Here is a 17,112-nt window from a genome sequence, read left to right as displayed (position 1 = left end):
CGCGCCTCGCGTGACACGACGGTGACGAGCCGTCACGAGGGGGGCGCGCGCGGAGGACGGCCGTCGGCGAAGGCGGTGGCCGTTGGCTGAGAACGGCTGGATTCACGCGGGTGGCGGCGGGGCGCGGAACTCTTCGGTCCGGTGACGAGTTGCGGTGACGACCCGTGAGTGACCGTGTGCGGTACGGCGGGTCATCAGATCATCGTCACGAGAGGAAGTGAGCACCGCGATGGTGTTCAAACGTCTGCTGGGAGCCCTGGGCGTGGGAGGCCCCTCGGTCGACACCGTTCTGGAGGACGGTGCGGCACTCCCCGGCGGCCCGCTGCGGGGCCAGGTGCACCTGGAGGGCGGCCAGTCCGATGTGGAGATCGACCACATCACCCTGGAGCTGGTGGCCAGGGTCGAGGCCGAGTACGAGGACGGCGAGGCCGAGGGGTTCGTGGTCTTCGAGCGCTTCACCGTCGGTGGCGGGTTCCGGCTGGGGCAGGAGGAGCGGCGGAGCGTGCCGTTCGCCGTGCAGCTGCCGTGGGAGACCCCCGTCACCGAGCTGTACGGGCAGCCGCTGGGGATCGTCCTCGGCGTCCGCACCGAGCTGGGCGTCGCCGGGGCCAAGGACAAGGGCGACCTCGACGCGCTGGCCGTCCGCCCGCTGCCGGTGCAGGAGGCGGTGCTTGAGGCGCTGGGGCAGCTGGGCTTCGGCTTCACCACCGCCGACCTGGAGCTCGGCCACATCCACGGCAGCGGCCAACAGCTCCCGTTCTACCAGGAGATCGAGATGTCCCCGGCGCCGGCCTACGCCGGGGCCGCCAACGAGATCGAGCTGACCTTCCTGGCCTCGCCCGCCGGCGTCGAGGTCATCTGGGAGGCCGACCGGCGCGGCGGCTTCTTCACCGAGGGATACGACACGGTCAACCGCCACGCCGTCGGCCACGACAGCGTGGGCCAGACCGACTGGAACGCTCAGGTCGACGCCTGGGTGCGGCAGTTGCTCGACCACCACGCCGGCCGCATGGCCCAGCTGCCCCACCAGGGCGGGCACCCCGGCTTCGCGCAGCCCGGATACGGGCAGCCGGGCTTCGGCCACCCCGGTTACGGGCAGCCGGGCCCCGGCGCGCCCTACGGCGGCGGCCACGCCTACAAGGACGACAGCTACGGCGAGCACCACGGCCACTCCTCCGGGCCCGGCATCGGCACGGCCGTCGCCGCGGGCGCGGCCGGTCTGGCGGTGGGCGCGGTGGCCGGCTACGCGGTCTCGGAGATGCTCGACGACGACGGCGGTGACGGCGGCGAGGCCGAGGCCGCCGAGGAGGAGGGCGGCGAGGAGGAGTGACCTCCCGCCGGCCGGTCCCCGGCGCGCGGATCAACGACCCTGCTGAGACAGGAAGTTCTACATTGCTGTAGAACATGTGCGGTGGCGGGTCCCGTCCCGCCACCGCCGTCGATCCGTATCCGAGGACACCGGAGTTTCCTATGGCCCTGTGGGACCGCGTCAAAGAGTCGGCCGCCACGATGCAGGAGCAGCTCAACGCGAAGAAGAACGACCTCAAGAGCGGGGCGTTCCGGGACGCCAGCATGGCGATGTGCGCCCTCGTCGCCGCCGCCGACGGCTCCGTGGAGCCCGCCGAGCGTCAGCGCGTCGCCCAGCTGATCACCACGAACGAGGTGCTGCGCAACTTCCCGGCCGACGATCTGCGCCGGCGCTTCGAGGAGTATGTCGACAAGCTGGAGGCGGACTTCGAGTTCGGCCGCGTCGGCCTGCTCCAGGAGGTCGCCAAGGCGAAGAAGAAGCCGGCCGAGGCGCGCGCCGTGGTCCAGATCGGCATCGTCATCGGCGGCGCCGACGGCGACTTCGACGACACGGAGAAGGCCCTGGTGCGGGAGGCGTGCTACACGCTGGACCTCCCGCCCGCGGAGTTCGACCTCTGACCCGCCCGGCGGCGCGCGTGCGGCGGGGCCGTCGGCGCGGCAGGAGGGGGCCCGCCGTGGCCGAGCGCCTCGGGGCGCCGCCGCGCGCGCCGGTCAGCGCGGTGCGCGGGCCGGTCAGCGCGGTGCGCGGGCCGGAGCCCGCAGGGGGTCATGCGAAGAGGTCGCGGTGGGCGCGGCTCCACGCGATCCGCTCGTCGAGGGCGGCCAGATGGCCCTCCGCGACCCAGCGGGCCTGCGGCTGGTCGCCCCGCTCGGCGAGCCGAAGGACCCGCGCCCTCGTCTCCCGCTGCACCTCGATGACCGCGTCGACCAGCCCGTCGGCGGACGTCAGCCCGTAGGCGGTGGCGAACATCTCCAGCCGGCGGCGCCGGTCCGGCGGCTCCGGGTGGCGCAGCCAGCGTGTGCACTCCGCGTCGTCCCGAAAGGGCGCGACATACTCCAACGCGTAGGCGACGTCGTGCAGTGCGGGGGCCGGCCGGGCGTGGTCCCAGTCGAGCACGCCGACGGGCCGCGCGCCGTGCCAGACGATGTTCCAGGGGCCGAAGTCGCCGTGGCAGACGACCTCACCCGCGTGCGGCCCGTCCTCCCCGGTGCACCAGCTCAGCCCCTCGGGCAGCCGGAAGTCCGCGACGGCCTCATGGTAGCGGCGCAGCAGGCGGGCGAGGGCGACCAGGCCCGTCTCGTCGACCACCCCGGCCCAGCCCTGAGGGCCGGACTCGCCCTCCAGATAGGTGAGCACCTCCCGCCCCCGCGCGTCGATCCCCCTCACCCTGGGCGAGTACGGGAAGCCGACGGCCTCCAGGTGTCCGAGGAGCGCGTGGACCGCGGGCGTCCACGGGTACGTGGGACGGCGGACGGTGTCGCCGACGCGCACCACTTCGCGGTGGGGATCGTCCTGCAACACCTGGTCGTCTCCCATGAGAGGGCGCCCTTCCCGTTCCGTTCGCCGCGGGACGCGCTTTGGGCCCGCCCTCTCATGCTCGCCGCCCGCCACGGCGCACGCACCCGGTTTGACGGCGGTCCGTTCCGTGCGGACTCCGTGCGGACTCCGCGCGCCCCCCGCGCGGGCCGCCCGCCGGGGCGCGCGGTCCGCCAGCGTGCGAGCATGTGCCGGTGCGCGCGCTGACGGTGCTGGGAAGCTGCGGCGCCTGGCCGGAGGCCGGGCGGGCGGCGAGCGGGTTCCTGCTGGAGGTCGACGGCTTCCGGCTGGCCCTGGATCTCGGCTACGCGACGCTGCCCCGGTTGCTGGCGCGGTGTCCGGCCGACGCCCTGGACGCGGTGGTCATCACCCACGAACACCCCGACCACTGCGCGGACCTGAGCGCGCTGTGCCGAGCGCTGCACTTCGGTGGGCGGCGCGCCGGACGGACCCCGCTGTACTGCCCGCCCGGCGTGCTCACGCGGGTGGGTGCCCTGGAGCCGACCGAGCCGCTCGACGACGTCCTCGCCCCGCACCCGCTCCCGGGCCGTCACGAGGTCGGGCCGTTCCGGCTGGAGGGGCGGCCGCTCCCGCACCACGTGCCGCACGCCGGCGTGCGGCTGACGGCCCCCGGGCTGACGCTGGCCTACACCGGCGACGCGGGCCCCGCGCCGGCACTCGGCGAACTCGCCTCCGGGGCTGACCTGTTGGTGGCGGGGGCGACCCTCCAGGGCGGGCGCACCGACCCGCACCTGCTCAGCGCGGCCGAGGCCGGCCGCTGGGCGGCCGACTCCGGGGTCGGACGCCTGCTCCTGACCCACTTCTGGCCCGGCGCCGAGCGCGGCCGCTCCGTCGCGGAGGCGGCCGCCGCGTACGGCGGGGAGGTCCTGGCCGCGCGCGAGGGGATGGTCCTCTCCCTCTGAACGCCCGCGAGGCCGGGGCGCTGTCAGTGGGGGCTGGCAGGATCGCCGGCATGGACGCACTGGGCCCCGCCGTCGCCGCGTACTGGGACGGCGCCGCCGCCGGATTCGACGACGAGCCGGACCACGGGCTGCGCGCGCCGCGCACCCGCGACGCCTGGGCCAGTCGGCTCGCCGGCTGGATACCGGAGCGGGCCGCTCCGGCCGCGGTGGCGGACGTCGGCTGCGGGACGGGCTCGCTCAGCCTGCTGCTGGCCGGGGCCGGCCACCGCGTCGTCGGGATCGACCTCGCGCCGCGCATGGTGGCGGCGGCGCGCGCCAAGTGCGCCGCCGCCGGTCACCGGGCCGACTTCCTGGTCGGGGACGCGGCCCGGCCGCCCGTGCGGGAGGGACGGTTCGACGCGCTGCTCGCCCGGCATCTGGTGTGGACGCTCCCCGACCCCGAGGCGGCCCTCGCCGCGTGGGTCGCGCGGCTGCGCCCCGGCGGCACGCTGGTGCTGGTCGAGGGCCGATGGCGCGAGTCCGGCCGGCCCGGCACCCCGTATGTGGCGGGCGCCGAGGGGCTGCCCTGGCCCCACGGCGTCTCCGCCGCCGCGCTCGCGGCGGCGGTCCGCCCGTTGGTGCGCGCGTGCCGGGTGGACGACCTCACGGGTGAGGAGGCGCTGTGGGGCGGACCGGTCACCGACGAGCGCTACGCCCTCGTCGCCACCGCGCGGTGAGGCGGCCGTCGCATCGGGCGACGGGGGAAAGGGCGGGTGCCGCACTTCCCTATGCGAGAGGTCGATCACGACTGTTTCGTCACAGGTCGTCGAAGCTGGTCTGGCTCCAAAACTGTTGGGACGGGGCTTCTTCGGGGCCGAGGAGTTCGTCCAGCATTTCCGACTCCTCCTCGGTGAGTTCCGTCAGCAGGCGGGCCGTGGTGCGGAGGAGCGCGTCGAGCTGCACTTGCGTGCGCGCTCCTCGGGCACTGGCCACCCCCTCTCGGAAGGAGCATTCGAGCAGGGCGCCGGCCGGTACCCGCGTCACGGCCTCCAGCACGCTCTCAGACCCTTCGAGAGCGTGGCCGATGTTCATGAGCTGGCTGTCACGTGAGATGTCGTCACCGGGGCCGGCGTATCCGATGCGGCGGTCCGTCACGACCATGCCCAGCGAGGTCAGCGGAAGCCCGAAGCGGTCGGCCCGCGCCTGGACCTCGGAGAGTCGCGGGAGGCTCTGCCCTTCCTGCCGGGGAAGAGACTTGCGCGTCTGCGCGGTACGAAGATGAAATCTGGGCGTCTCCAGGATCAGTTGTCCGGACTCCAGCCGCCACCGCCAGGCATTGGATCCGCGGTCCGTGGCCCGGGTGGTCACCATGCAGGTGCGGCTCGGCCACTGGCGGACTGCCTCTCGCATCAGTTGCTGGAGGTTCTCCGGAGCGTCCACGGACGTCCGCAACAGCACGGGGAGGCTGATGAGCCGCACCACGCGGTTCCAGAACGCGGTATCGCGGATGGTCTCGGACTGGAGCAGGTACATGAGGGCGGTTTCGTCGAGTTGGCCGACGACACGCTGGGCCACGGGGAACGTAGCGAGGGTGGCGCCGCCGCCCTGCCAGAGAGCAGCGAGGAATGAAGACATCCGGTCGGCCACTTCGCCCGTCATCTGCTCCGAGACTGCCTCCACCGCTGCACGAGTGGGTTCGTCCTGTCCCTCCCGGGCGCCGTTCGCTCCACGAGTCATCGTCTGGAGGAACCTCTCGGTCGAGGAACGGTTGAGTGCCCCTCGCCCCCCTTCCAGGACGGACCGAGACACCAGGTGGGGGATCCCGGGAGGTTCACGCGGCGGTTGGAGACTCTGCAAGGCCGGGGCGTCCAGCAGAAGTGTGGTGGCGTCCCTCGCTGTTGCCGTTCTCTCCCCGTGCTGTGTGGGGGAGAACTGTTGGAGAGCCAGGAGGACCGGTCGTTTGTCGTGCGGTAGCTTTCGCGAGTCGTCCTCGAGTTCCTCCTGGTTGGAGGTGGTCCGCAGGTAGACGAAGCGGTGCGCCGCCTGTGGACGGTCGGGCCACCTCAGCACCATGTCCGGCACATGCGTGTGGTTGAAGAACTCCGTTGTGGTGACGTTCACGCTGGGGTCCATGCCACGCAGGTGGTGGGCGACGATGCTCTTGACCCGCGCGAACATCCTTCTGTCATCCGGTTCGTCCATGGCCGCTGCGATGGACCTCTCGACTTGGCTCACCACGGTTCTCCTTTGCGGGTGAGTTCGGCGGCGACGATGGAAACCCAGTCTCTGAGCGGCACGAGGGTCTCCTGCTTCGCCGAGAGCACGATCAACCAGAGCCGGTCGGCGACGGACTTGGCGAGGTCGTTGTCGAGCAGGTCTCTGGCTTCTTCCTCACCTGTGGTGCCCAGGACACGGACGCGATTCTGAAGAACCGCGCTCTCCACCTGCTCCGGTGAGTTGAGGGTTGACCACGAACTCACTCGGAAGGGCGACCATGTGATCCACATGAAGTGATCACTGAGCAGATGGTTCGTCTGCGCAGCGACGTAGCACTTGGCGAGGAACTCGTCGAAGTGGGTCCCCTGGTCGCCGGGTTGCGTGTAGTTCTTGACCTCCGCACAGAACATGTCGTGCTGGTAGGGCGCGCCACGCATGGTGCCGCCCAGGTCAAAAGAGAAAGTCTGTCCGCCGTGCGGCCACGACAGGGTCAACCGTCGCCCGCACGCGGGTGAGTCCGTGTTGGCGTAGGCACCGCTGATCCTCATGGTGCCCTCAAGCCACTGTTTTGCGCGCCGGGCCCCCGAGAAGCCCTTCAGCTGAGCGTCTTCTCCAACCACCACGGCCGTAGCATAGTGCGGCCGGACGGTGACGCTGGGCTCGAATGGTGGGTTTATTTCCGAGCTGGGGGGTAACTCCCGCGACGGTGCTCGGGATTTCGTCTGAGAGCTGCTCCGTAGATGATCTTCCAGTCGCCTCGGGCGTGGGGGCCACCGTGCGGGCCGCTCGGCTATCCGGCGAGGGCGAGATCGCGCATCCGGGCGAAGACGTGCTCAACGCGGACGCGGACCTGCTTCTGGTCCTGTCGTGCTCCTCTTTCCTGTCCAACAGTTCGGTCTGGCCGCGTTCGCGGCGGTGAGGGGACGACGAGACCGACGTGCCGTCCACAAGGAACACGGTGTCCTCGGCGAACCGCTTGCGAGGCTGGAGGGCGAGCATCGCTCCGAGGTGGTCGAGGACGCGGCCCGTCGCCGACTTCGACACCCCGAACGGCGGAGCGAGCTGCCGTGTGGTCACGTGCGTGCGCCAACGAGTCGCGGCCAGCAGTGCCCGGTCCTCCAGCGGAAGGTTCCACAGCCGGCCCTTGCGGCCCGCGCCCGCCGTTCCGGGGGCCGCCGACGTCCTGTGGCGGTGGCGGCGACACGCCGCATCCTCACCGGAGGCCCCGGACGTTTGCTGCGCTCTGCCGGCAGCGTCGGCGCCGCCCCGGCAGGAGCCTTGGCCTCGCGGCAGTACGGGACAGCTCTGAGGGCTCGCACCCAAGGTTCCTAGGCGCGACGGGGCGCTTCGGCAGGCTGCGCACAGAAGCGACCGTGTCCCTACAGACGTTGGGAACAGCGCTGGGTGTGGCTCCGGGGCGGGTAGGTCCCCGCTCGCGGTGAGCCCGGGGCGGGCCCGGCGCCCGCCCCGGGCCCGCCCCGGAGGGGGTGTCAGGCCGTCGCCTCGAAGCGGGACCAGACCCGGTGGGTGCCGAGGAGGGTGATCACGTCGCGGAGAGTGGTGGGCCCGTCGGGGCCGAGGACCACGCCGGGGGCGTCGGTCGGGACGCCGGCGGCGGTGAGCGCCGCGTCGGCGCCCGCCCAGCCGCCGAGGGCCTTGCCGTGGCGGTAGGTCTCGGCGAGCAGCAGTCCGACCCGCGGGTCGGTGGTGCCGCCCCGGCCGGCCGCCGCCTTGGCGTCCCTGGCGCCGCCGGCGTCGTCGCCGGTGCCGGGCGTCCCCGCGACGAGGACGGCGTCGAACTCGACGGAGCGCGCCGTCACATAGGTGCGCTGCACGGTGAGCGCGTTCTCTCCCGAGCCGATCCGCCCGCCGGTCGGCGCGATCACCAGCGGGACCATGCCCGCCTCCAGCACGGCCTGTCGCACCGCGCGCACGTCGTCGACCCCGGTCGTGCCGTCGGTGACGACGCCGACGACCCGGCCGTCCACCGGCCAGTCGCCGCCCACCTGGGAGAGGGCCGGGCTGGGGGACACCCGGGGCACGTCGCCGATCGGGTCGGGGACCGGCAGTCCGAGGCCCGCGGCGACCTGGGCGCCCAACTCGGCGTCGACGGTGACCAGCACCCGCAGCGCGCGCTCCCGGACGGCCTGCTCGTAGCACTTGCCGAGTTCGAAGGTGTAGGCGCCGATGATGTGTTCGCGTTCCACCGGGGACATGCTGAGCCAGAAGCGGCGCGGCTGGCTGAAGTGGTCGGCGAACGACTCGGGCGCCTCGCGGACCTTGCGCGCCGCCTCGACCCGCACCGGCGTCTCCACGTAGCCGCCCTCGTCCGCGCCGGAGAGGAAGGGGCAGCCGCCGTCGAGCGAGTTGGGCCGGTAGGGGGCGACGCCCCGGTGCACCGCCGTCTGGTGCATCCCGTCGCGGAGCATGTCGTTGACCTGCGCGTGCGGCCGGTTGATCGGCAGCTGCGGGAAGTTGGGGCCGCCCAGCCTGCTGATCTGGGTGTCCAGATAGGAGAAGAGCCGGCCCGCCAGCAGCGGGTCGTCGGTCAGGTCGATGCCGGGCACCAGGTGCCCGACGTGGAAGGCCACCTGCTCGGTCTCGGCGAAGTAGTTGGAGGGGTTGGCGTTGAGCGTCAGCAGGCCGACGGGCTGGACCGGCGCCAGCTCCTCGGGGACCAGGTTGGTGGCGTCGAGCAGGTCGATGCCCTCGAAGGTCTGCTCCGGGGTGTCGGGGAACGTCTGGATGCCGAGCTCCCACTGCGGGTACGCGCCGGCCTCGATCGCGTCGGCGAGGTCGCGGCGGTGGAAGTCGGGGTCGACGCCGCCCAGGAGCTGGGCCTCCTCCCAGACCAGCGAGTGCACCCCGAGCCTCGGCTTCCAGTGGAACTTCACCAGCGTGGTGCCGCCCTCCGCGTCGACCAGCCGGAAGGTGTGGACGCCGAAGCCCTCCATCATCCGGTAGGAGCGCGGGATGCCCCGGTCGGACATGTTCCACAGCGTGTGGTGGGTGGCCTCGGTGTGCAGGGTGACGAAGTCCCAGAACGTGTCGTGGGCGCTCTGGGCCTGCGGGATCTCGCGGTCGGGGTGCGGCTTGCCGGCGTGGATCACGTCGGGGAACTTGATGGCGTCCTGGATGAAGAAGACGGGCATGTTGTTGCCCACCAGGTCGAAGACGCCCTCCGAGGTGTAGAACTTGGTGGCGAAGCCCCGGGTGTCGCGCACCGTGTCGGCGGAGCCGCGCGAGCCCAGCACCGTGGAGAAGCGCACGAACACCGGCGTCTCCACGTCCTTGCCGAGGAACGCGGCGCGGCTGATGCCGCTGGCCGTCCCGTAGCCCCGGAAGACGCCGTGCGCCGCCGCGCCCCTGGCGTGCACCACGCGCTCGGGGATGCGCTCGTGGTCGAAGTGCATGACCTTCTCGCGCAGATGGTGGTCCTGCAACAGGACGGGCCCCCTGGCGCCCGCCTTCAGCGAGTGGTCGGAATCGGGCAGCCGGGTGCCCTGGGCGTTGGTGAGCCGGTCTCCGCCCTGGGCGACCCGGGCCTGGTCGAGCCGGGTGGCCTGGCCGGTGGGGGAGACGGGCTCGGGGCCGGTCTGGTCGGGCTTGGGGGGCAGCGGGCCGCGCGGCGAGGTCGGCTCGTCGACCTGCGGGGACTCCGGGCCCGGCTTGCCGGGAACGCCGTCCTCAGGGCCCGCGGCCGGCCGCAGGGCCTCGCTGATCTTGTCGGCGGCCCGCTTGAGCGGATTGCTGTCGTCCATCGTCGTGGTTCCTTCGCGTCGGCCGGCCGTGGCCGGCGCAGGGGGTCGGACGGCACCGGCCGGTGGCCGGAGCGCCCCGTCCGCCGCCGGGTACCCCGGGAGGGAGGCGGGCAACGAAGCCGCCGGAGCGGGCGGAAGGCGTGGAAAGCCGGCGGAGGTACGTTTGCTGACTCTTTGTCAGCCTAGGTCCGACATGGCGCGAAGGTTCGTTCATCGGGCGCGTGAGTCGCCCGGCCGATCGGGTGCCGGGGCCGGTCAGGCCCGTTCGGCGGCGCGGGCGGCGGGGAGTTCCGGCGTTCCCCACGCGCGGCGCAGGGCCTCGGGCGTCAGCACCTCGGCCGGGCGGCCCTCGGCGAGCGGACGGCCGTCGGCCAGCAGCAGGCAGTGGTCGGCGTCGAGCGCCAGGTGCAGGTCGTGGGTGGCGTGCACGACGGTCGTCCCCGCCGCGCCGGCCTCGGCGAGGGCGGCGGCGATCCGTTCGCGCGCCTCGGCGTCCAGGCCCGCCGTCGGCTCGTCGAGGAGCAGCACCTCGGGGCGCTGGGCGAGCCCCTGCGCCACCAGCGCGCGCTGCCGCTGGCCGCCCGAGAGGGAGCCCAGCTGCCGCCCGGCCAGAGGCGCGACGCCCAGCCGCTCCATGCACTCCTCGACGAGCTCCCGGTCCGCGCGGCGGGCCCGGCGCCACGGCCCGAGGTCGGCCCAGCGGCCCATCGCGACCGTCTCGCGCACGGTGAGGGGCAACGCGTCGGAGACGGCGCTGCGTTGGGCGACCAGCGCCGGGCGGCGAGGGCCGAGCCCCGTGACCTCGCCCGCGGTCGGGCGCAGCACCCCGGCGAGGACGGCCAGCAGCGAGGACTTGCCGGCCCCGTTGGCGCCCACGAGGGAGGTGATCCGGCCGCCCGGCAGCCGGGCGCTGACCTCCGTGAGCGCCAGGCGGTCGCCGTAGCCGGCGGATATCCGGTGGACGGCGAGGTCGTCGGGGCGGTCGGTCGAAGAGGTGCAGGTCACGTTGGGGACTCCTTGCGTCTGATAATCGTTTTCATTGTAGGGTGCTCGGCATGGAGTGGTTCTTCGACCCCTTCACGGTGTCCTTCGTGCAACGGGCCCTGTGGGGTGGGCTTCTCGTGTCCGCGATCTGTGCCGTGGTCGGCACCTGGGTCGTGCTGCGCGGGCTGGCCTTCCTCGGCGACGCCATGGCGCACGGGATGCTGCCGGGGGTGGCGTTGGCGTCGATGGCCGGGGTGAGCCCGCTGCTCGGCGCCGCGGCGAGCGCGGGGACGATGGCGCTCGGCGTCACCTCGCTGCGGCGGCTGCCGAGGCTTTCCGGGGACACCGGGATCGGGCTGCTCTTCGCCGGGATGCTGGCGTCCGGCGTGATCATCGTGTCGCACTCGGAGTCCTTCGCGGTCGACCTCACCGGCTTCCTCTTCGGCGACGTGCTGGCCGTGCGCACCGGTGACCTGTGGCTGCTGGGGGCCGCGTGCGGGATCACCGCCGTGGTCGCCGCCGTCGGGCACCGCTCCTTCGTCGCGCTGGCCTTCGACCCGCGCAAGGCCCACACCCTCGGCCTGCGGCCCGGGTTGGCGCACGCCGTGCTCCTGGGGCTGATGACCCTGGCGGTCGTCTCGTCCTTCCACGTGGTCGGAACGCTCCTGGTCTTCGGCCTGCTGATCGCGCCGCCGGCCGCCGCCTCGCTGTGGGCCGCCAGGATTCCGCTGGTCATGGTGGGCGCGGCGCTCGTCGGGGCCGGCTCGACGGTGCTGGGGCTGTTGATCTCCTGGCACGCCGGCACGGCCGCCGGCGCGACGATCGCGGCCGTCGCGGTCGCCGCGTTCCTCGTCTCCGCCGTCTGCTCGGCCGTCGTCAACCGGCCGCGCGCCCCCGCCGCCGGGCCGGCGGCCGCCCCCAAGGACCTGCCCACGCGAACAAGGAACGAGCAGTGAAGGCACACCACCGCACGCGAGCGGCCGCCACCGTCGGCGCGCTCCTCCTTCTCACCGCCGCCTGCGGGAACGGCGAGACGGACAACGAACCCGAGCCCGCGGCCGAGGAGACCCCGCACGGCTATGTCGAGGGCGCCGAGGAGACGGCCGAGACCCAGACCCGCCTCGTCCTGGCCGACGCGGAGACCGGCGAGGGCGCGGTCCTCGACCTCGCCACCGAGGAGACCACCGCGCTGCAAGCGCCGCCCGGCGTCGAACGCGCCCTGGGCGACGGCCGGTTCGCCTACCTCGCCGGCCCGGAGGGACAGGTCGGTGTCGTGGACAGCGGCGGCTGGACCGTCGACCACGGGGACCACGTCCACCACTACAGGACCGCGCCCCGCGCCGTCGGGACGGTCGAGGCCCCGGGGCTCGCGGCCGTGCACGCCGACACCGCGCGCACCGTGCTGAGCCTGGACGACGGCACCGTGCGGCTGCTGGACCGCGCGCCGCTGGAGGACGAGGGCGCCGTGGGCGAGCCGACCGCACTGGAGACAGAGGGTGCGGCCGGCGTGGCCGTCCCCCACGAGGGCCATCTGCTCGTCCCCGTCGCCGCGCCCGGCGGCGAGGCCCCCGAGCGGATCGAGGTCAGGGACGCCGACGGCGCGACCGTCGCCACCCTCGACGAGAGCTGCCCCGAGGCCGGCGGCGCCGCCGCCACCCGGCGCGGTGTGGCCTTCGCCTGCGCCGACGGCGCGCTGCTGGTCTCCGCCGAGGACGACACGTTCACCGGCGAGAAGATCGGCTACCCGGAGGGCACGGAACCGGCCGCGCGCGCCACCTCGTTCACCCACCGCCCCGGCAGCGACACCCTCGCCGCCACGGCGGGGGAGGACGGCGCCTGGGCGCTCGACCTCGCGGCGCGCTCCTGGACCCGCGTCGAGACCGGCCCGCTGCTCGCGGTGAACGCGGTCGGCGACGGCGCGACGCTGCTGGCCCTCACCGAGGACGGCGAACTGCGCGCCCACGACCTCGCCGACGGCCGGGTCACCGCGAGCACCCCCCTGCTGGAGCGGCCGCCGGGCGAGGGGGAACCCGCCCCCGTCATCGAGGTCGACACCGCGCGGGCCTATGTCAACGACCCGTCGGCCGGCGTCGTGCACGAGATCGACCACCAGGACGACCTCCGCCTGGCCAGGACCCTCGCCCTCGACTTCGCGCCCGACGTCATGGTGGAGACGGGCCGATGAGGCGCCGCGCGGTCGCGACGGCCGCCGCCGCACTGCTGGCGCTCGCCGTACTGCCGGCCTGCTCCGCCTCCGGCGGGGACGGCGAGGGGGTGGTGGTCACCACCAACATCCTCGGCGACGTCACCCGCGAGATCGTCGGCGACGAGGCGGAGGTCACGGTGCTGATGAAGCCCGACGCGGACCCGCACTCGTTCGGCGTCTCGGCGCGCCAGGCCGCCGAGTTGGAACGCGCCGGCCTGGTCGTGCACAACGGGCTCGGCCTGGAGGAGGGGGTCGCCCGCAACGTGGCCGCCGCCGAGGAGGCGGGCGTGGCCACCCTCGCCGTCGCCGAGGGCACCGACCCGCTGCCCTACGCCTCCGACGCCTCCGAGGGCGAGTTCGACCCGCACTTCTGGACCGACCCGGTGCGGATGCGCACCGCCGTCGAGCTGATCTCCGAGAGCGTGATCGCGCACGTCGACGGGGTGGACGCCGACCGGGTGCGGGCCAACGCCGAGGAGTACGTCGGCGAACTGGAGGAGCTGGACGCGTGGATGACCGAGCGGTTCGCCACCCTGCCCGCCGAACGCCGCGCCCTGGTGACCAACCACCACGTCTTCGGCTATCTCGCCGACCGCCACGACTTCCGCGTGGTCGGGGCCGTGATACCCAGCGGCACCACCCTGGCCTCACCCAGCGCCTCCGACCTGGAGTCCCTGGCCGGCGCCGTGCGGGAGAACGGGGTGCCGGCGATCTTCGCCGACTCCTCGCAGCCCGACCGGCTCGCCCAGGTGCTCGCCGAGGAGGCGGGGCTCGACGTCGAGGTCGTCCCCCTGTACTCCGAATCCCTCACCGCCGAGGGAGAGGGCGCGGCCACCTATCTGGAGATGACGCGCGCCAACACCGAGGCGATCGTCGACGCGCTCGGCGCCGACCTCTAGCCAAGGACAGACCCCCGGAACGCACCGGTGGCCCGGCCGCCGGGCCGCCCGTCCGTCAGACAAGGAAGAACACCATGTCCCACCGTCCCCGTCCCCGCCGACTCCGCCGAGGCGCGCTCGCGGTCGCCCCGCTGACCGCGCTCGCGCTCACCCTCACCGCCTGCGGTTCCTCCGACGACGACGCGGAGAGCTCCGACAGCCCGGCGCCGTCCGAGGACGCGGCGCCCGAGCACTCCGTCACCGACCCCCTCGTCCTCACCTACGACGGAGGGCTCCAGGTCCTCGACGGGCAGACGCTGGAGGTCGTCGAGGACATCCCGCTGGAGGGCTTCAACCGGGTCAACCCCGCGGGCGACGCCGACCACGTGCTGGTCTCGACCTCCACCGGCTTCCGCGTGCTGAACGCCGCCGAGGCCCGGCTCACCGACGAGGAGTTCCCCGGCGAGAAGCCCGGGCACGTGGTGCGCCACGCGGGGAAGACCGTGCTCTTCGCCGACGGCACGGGCGAGGTCACCATCTTCGACCCGGAGCAGCTGGGCGAGGGGCTGCCCGAGACCGAGAGCTACACCTCGGCCGCCGCCCACCACGGGGTGGCCGTCGAGCTGGAGTCCGGCGAACTGCTCGTCACCCTCGGCACCGAGGAGGAGCGCAGCGGCGCCGCCGTCCTCGACGAGAACGGCGAGGAGGTCGCCCGCGACGAGAACTGCCCCGGCGTGCACGGCGAGACCGTCGCCCAGGACGAGGCCGTCCTGGTCGGCTGCGAGAACGGTGCCCTGGTCTACCACGACGGCGCGTTCACCAAGATCGACGCCCCGGACGAGTACGGCAGGATCGGCAACGTCGCCGGCAGCGAGGAGTCGGCCGTGGTCCTCGGCGACTACAAGCAGGACCCCGACGCCGAGCTGGAGCGGCCCGAGCGGGTCTCCCTGATCGACACCGCCTCCGGCGAGCTTCAGCTGGTCGACCTCGGCACCAGCTACACCTTCCGCTCGCTGGCGCGCGGCCCGCACGGCGAGGCGCTGGTGCTGGGCACGGACGGCCGGATACACGTGATCGACCCCGAGTCGGGGGAGGTCACCGACCAGGTCGAGGTGTTGGGGGAGTGGCAGGAGCCGCTGGAGTGGCAGCAGCCGCGCCCCGCGCTCTTCGTCCGTGACCACACGGCCTATGTGACCGACCCGGAGGCCAACGAGATCCACGCCGTCGACATCGAGTCCGGCGAGATCGTCACCACGGGTGAGCTTTCGGCGGCCCCCAACGAGATCACGGGTGTCGCCGGCGGCTGACGCCCGCCCCGCCCGACGCGCCGCGCCTCCCCGGTCGACTCCCGGGGAGGCGCGGCGCGTGGTGGCCTCCGGCGGTCAGCTCTCCCGCGCCCGCCTCGGGACGAGCACCTCGTCGATCCGCTCGGCGCGCCAGCGGGCGAGCAGCGCGTGGAAGGCGACGGCGCCGTGCGGGTAGGCGGTCGGTCCGTCGGGGCGGCCCCGGCCCTCGCGGTTGTAGTAGCCGGGGGTGCACTCGGCGTGGAACCACGCGTGGTCCGGCGCGTCCCTGGCCAGGGTCGCCAGCCAGGCGTCCTCGGCGGCGCGGGACGGCTCGATCAGCGCTCCGGCCTCCTCCGCGGCGGCGACCAGGGCCGCGGCGTGGACGGCCTGCTCGTCGAGGACATGGGTGAAGTTGACGCTGCTGGCGTTCTGGAGCGACCCCAGCTGGATCAGGTTGGGGAAGCCGTGCGCGGTGAAGCCGTGCAGGGTGCGCGGCCCGCGCTCCCGCCAGACCTCCAGCAGGTCGGCGCCGCCCCGGCCGCGCACCGGGAGTCTGCCGGTGTGGATGTCGGAGGCGCCGACGGAGAACCCGGTGGCGAAGATCAGGCAGTCCACCGGGTAGGTGGTCCCCCCGACCACCACCCCGTTCCTCGTGAGCCGTTCGATGCCGTGGGTGTCGGCGGTGTCGACGAGGGTGACGTGGGGCCGGTTGAACGCGGCGTAGTAGGTGTCGGAGAAGGTGGGGCGTTTGCAGGCGTAGCGGTACCAGGGCTTGAGCGCCTCGGCCAGCTCCCGGTCCTCGACCGACGCGGTGACCCGGGCGCGCAGCTCGTTCATCTTGGCGGCGTCGGCGCGCTCGTAGGCGGCCTCGTACTCCCGGCGCTCCCGCGGGCGCCGGAAGCTGGGAAGCAGCTTCTCCAGCAGCGCGGCCGAGGCGGTCCAGCGGTCGTCGACCAGGTCGTTCTCCTCGGGCTCGCCCGAGACCAGCCGCAGGAAGTTCTCCCGGCGCGCGCGGGCCCAGCCCGGCCGGTCCGCGCCGACCTCGGCCGGGGGGGTGCGGCGGTTGGCGCGCACGTCCACGCTGGAGGGCGTGCGCTGGAAGACGTACAGGTGCGCGGCGTCCTCGGCGACCTTCGGGATGACCTGCACCCCCGTGGCGCCGGTGCCGACGATGCCCACCCGCTTGTCGGCGAGGCCGGTCATGCCGCCCTCCGGGGAGCCGCCGGTGTAGCCGTAGTCCCAGCGCGAGGTGTGGAAGGTGTGGCCCGCGAACTCCTCGACGCCGGGGATGCCCGGCAGCTTCGGCTCGGTCAGGGTGCCCGTCGCGGTGATCACGTAGGTGGCCAGGAACGCGTCGCCCCGATCGGTGGCCACCAGCCAGCGGTCCGCGTTCTCGTCCCAGGTCAGCGAGGTGACGGAGGTGGAGAACAGCGCGTCGGCGTAGAGCTCGTACCGCTCCGCGACGCGCACCGCGTGGCGCCGGATCTCCTCGCCTGGCGCGTACTTCCACTCCGGGACGTGGCCGGTCTCGTCGAGCAGCGGCAGATAGACATGGGACTCGACGTCGCAGTGGACGCCCGGGTAGCGGTTCCAGTACCAGGTGCCGCCGAAGTCCCCGCCGCGCTCCACGAGCCTCACCCGCCGCACGCCGCGCTGCCGCAGCCGCGCCCCGGCGAGCAGCCCGCCGAAGCCGCCGCCGACCACCGCGACGTCCACCTCGTCCCGCAGCGGCGGCCGTTCGACCGCCTCGCCCGCGTACGGGTCGGCCGCGAAGTACCCGAACTCCGCCTCGGCCGCGCGGTACTGGGCGGCACCGTCGGGGCGCACGCGGCGCTCCCGTTCGCTTCGGTAACGCTCTCTCAGCGCGGCCAGTTCCTCGGGCGACGGTGCCTGACGCGTCGTCAATCTGAACGCCTCATCTTTGAACGCCCCATCTCTGGGGGAGTGTTGCCGCGCCGCCCCGTCCCCGGGGGAGGGAGGGGGCGGCGCGCTGAGGTGGCCGGCCGACGTTTACCGTAGCAGTAACCGGACAA

14 protein-coding genes and 1 pseudogene are annotated in these 17,112 nt (G+C 73.5%); 8 read left to right on the top strand and 7 right to left on the bottom strand.

The features are described from left to right. Positions 1-229: 229 nt before the first annotated feature. Together CRP51_RS10000 and CRP51_RS09995 are read left to right on the top strand one after the other, a co-directional pair. Positions 230-1,330 (top strand): sporulation protein, encoded by a 1,101-nt coding sequence (locus tag CRP51_RS10000; protein WP_097230719.1) that lies wholly within the window; start codon positions 230-232, stop codon positions 1,328-1,330. A gap of 140 nt (positions 1,331-1,470) precedes the next feature. Beyond that, positions 1,471-1,926 carry a tellurite resistance TerB family protein gene (locus CRP51_RS09995; RefSeq protein ID WP_097230718.1) on the top strand — a complete coding sequence of 152 codons (456 nt, stop codon included), beginning with the start codon at positions 1,471-1,473 and terminating at the stop codon, positions 1,924-1,926. A gap of 148 nt (positions 1,927-2,074) precedes the next feature. Here the strand turns inward: CRP51_RS09995 and CRP51_RS09990 are convergent, their stop codons facing one another. After that, positions 2,075-2,845, bottom strand: a complete 771-nt coding sequence (locus CRP51_RS09990; protein WP_097230717.1) for a phosphotransferase — start codon at positions 2,843-2,845, stop codon at positions 2,075-2,077. A 194-nt stretch (positions 2,846-3,039) separates the two neighbouring features. Here CRP51_RS09990 and CRP51_RS09985 point away from each other — a divergent pair, with 194 nt between their 5' ends. Together CRP51_RS09985 and CRP51_RS09980 are read left to right on the top strand one after the other, a co-directional pair. Next, positions 3,040-3,768 (top strand): MBL fold metallo-hydrolase, encoded by a 729-nt coding sequence (locus CRP51_RS09985; protein ID WP_097230894.1) that lies wholly within the window; start codon positions 3,040-3,042, stop codon positions 3,766-3,768. 50 nt (positions 3,769-3,818) lie between these two features. Then, a complete protein-coding gene (locus CRP51_RS09980; protein WP_097230716.1) occupies positions 3,819-4,484 on the top strand; it encodes a class I SAM-dependent methyltransferase in 666 nt (221 codons plus the stop codon). Positions 4,485-4,563: 79 nt separating this feature from the next. Here the strand turns inward: CRP51_RS09980 and CRP51_RS09975 are convergent, their stop codons facing one another. The 5 genes and pseudogenes from CRP51_RS09975 to aztA form a co-directional block, all read right to left on the bottom strand. Then, entirely contained in the window at positions 4,564-5,982 is a 1,419-nt protein-coding gene (locus CRP51_RS09975) for a hypothetical protein (protein ID WP_097230715.1), read from the bottom strand. Beyond that, positions 5,979-6,587 carry a hypothetical protein gene (locus CRP51_RS09970; RefSeq protein ID WP_141514574.1) on the bottom strand — a complete coding sequence of 203 codons (609 nt, stop codon included), beginning with the start codon at positions 6,585-6,587 and terminating at the stop codon, positions 5,979-5,981. Before CRP51_RS09970 ends, CRP51_RS09975 begins: the two co-directional genes overlap by 4 nt. Positions 6,588-6,775: 188 nt before the next feature. Next, positions 6,776-7,125 (bottom strand): annotated as a pseudogene (locus tag CRP51_RS09965) (helix-turn-helix domain-containing protein); the annotation flags it as partial. A 329-nt stretch (positions 7,126-7,454) separates the two neighbouring features. Then, positions 7,455-9,725 (bottom strand): catalase, encoded by a 2,271-nt coding sequence (locus tag CRP51_RS09960; protein ID WP_097230713.1) that lies wholly within the window; start codon positions 9,723-9,725, stop codon positions 7,455-7,457. 255 nt (positions 9,726-9,980) lie between these two features. Then, positions 9,981-10,730, bottom strand: coding sequence for a zinc ABC transporter ATP-binding protein AztA (gene aztA, locus CRP51_RS09955; protein ID WP_097230712.1), 750 nt, complete (start codon positions 10,728-10,730; stop codon positions 9,981-9,983). 50 nt (positions 10,731-10,780) lie between these two features. Here aztA and aztB point away from each other — a divergent pair, with 50 nt between their 5' ends. From aztB to aztD, 4 genes are all read left to right on the top strand, one after another. Further along, positions 10,781-11,665: a zinc ABC transporter permease AztB gene (gene aztB, locus CRP51_RS09950; protein ID WP_097230711.1), complete on the top strand. Its 885-nt coding sequence runs from the start codon at positions 10,781-10,783 to the stop codon at positions 11,663-11,665. Further along, positions 11,662-12,894: a WD40 repeat domain-containing protein gene (locus CRP51_RS09945; RefSeq protein WP_097230710.1), complete on the top strand. Its 1,233-nt coding sequence runs from the start codon at positions 11,662-11,664 to the stop codon at positions 12,892-12,894. The genes aztB and CRP51_RS09945 overlap by 4 nt, the downstream gene beginning before the upstream one ends. Further along, entirely contained in the window at positions 12,891-13,814 is a 924-nt protein-coding gene (gene aztC / locus CRP51_RS09940; protein ID WP_097230709.1) for a zinc ABC transporter substrate-binding protein AztC, read from the top strand. The genes CRP51_RS09945 and aztC overlap by 4 nt, the downstream gene beginning before the upstream one ends. A gap of 74 nt (positions 13,815-13,888) precedes the next feature. Beyond that, entirely contained in the window at positions 13,889-15,100 is a 1,212-nt protein-coding gene (aztD, locus tag CRP51_RS09935) for a zinc metallochaperone AztD (protein WP_097230708.1), read from the top strand. Between the two features lie 75 nt (positions 15,101-15,175). Here aztD and CRP51_RS09930 read toward each other — a convergent pair whose 3' ends face one another. After that, positions 15,176-16,984 carry a flavin-containing monooxygenase gene (locus CRP51_RS09930; protein ID WP_097230707.1) on the bottom strand — a complete coding sequence of 603 codons (1,809 nt, stop codon included), beginning with the start codon at positions 16,982-16,984 and terminating at the stop codon, positions 15,176-15,178. Between the last annotated feature and the right edge of the window lie 128 nt (positions 16,985-17,112).

The sequence above is a fragment of the Streptomyces zhaozhouensis genome (assembly GCF_900230195.1).
GTDB classification, from domain to species: Bacteria; Actinomycetota; Actinomycetes; order Streptomycetales; family Streptomycetaceae; genus Streptomyces; species Streptomyces zhaozhouensis.
The sequence above is the reverse complement of the archived record's forward strand: the minus strand, read 5'-3'. Positions and strand labels throughout refer to the sequence as shown.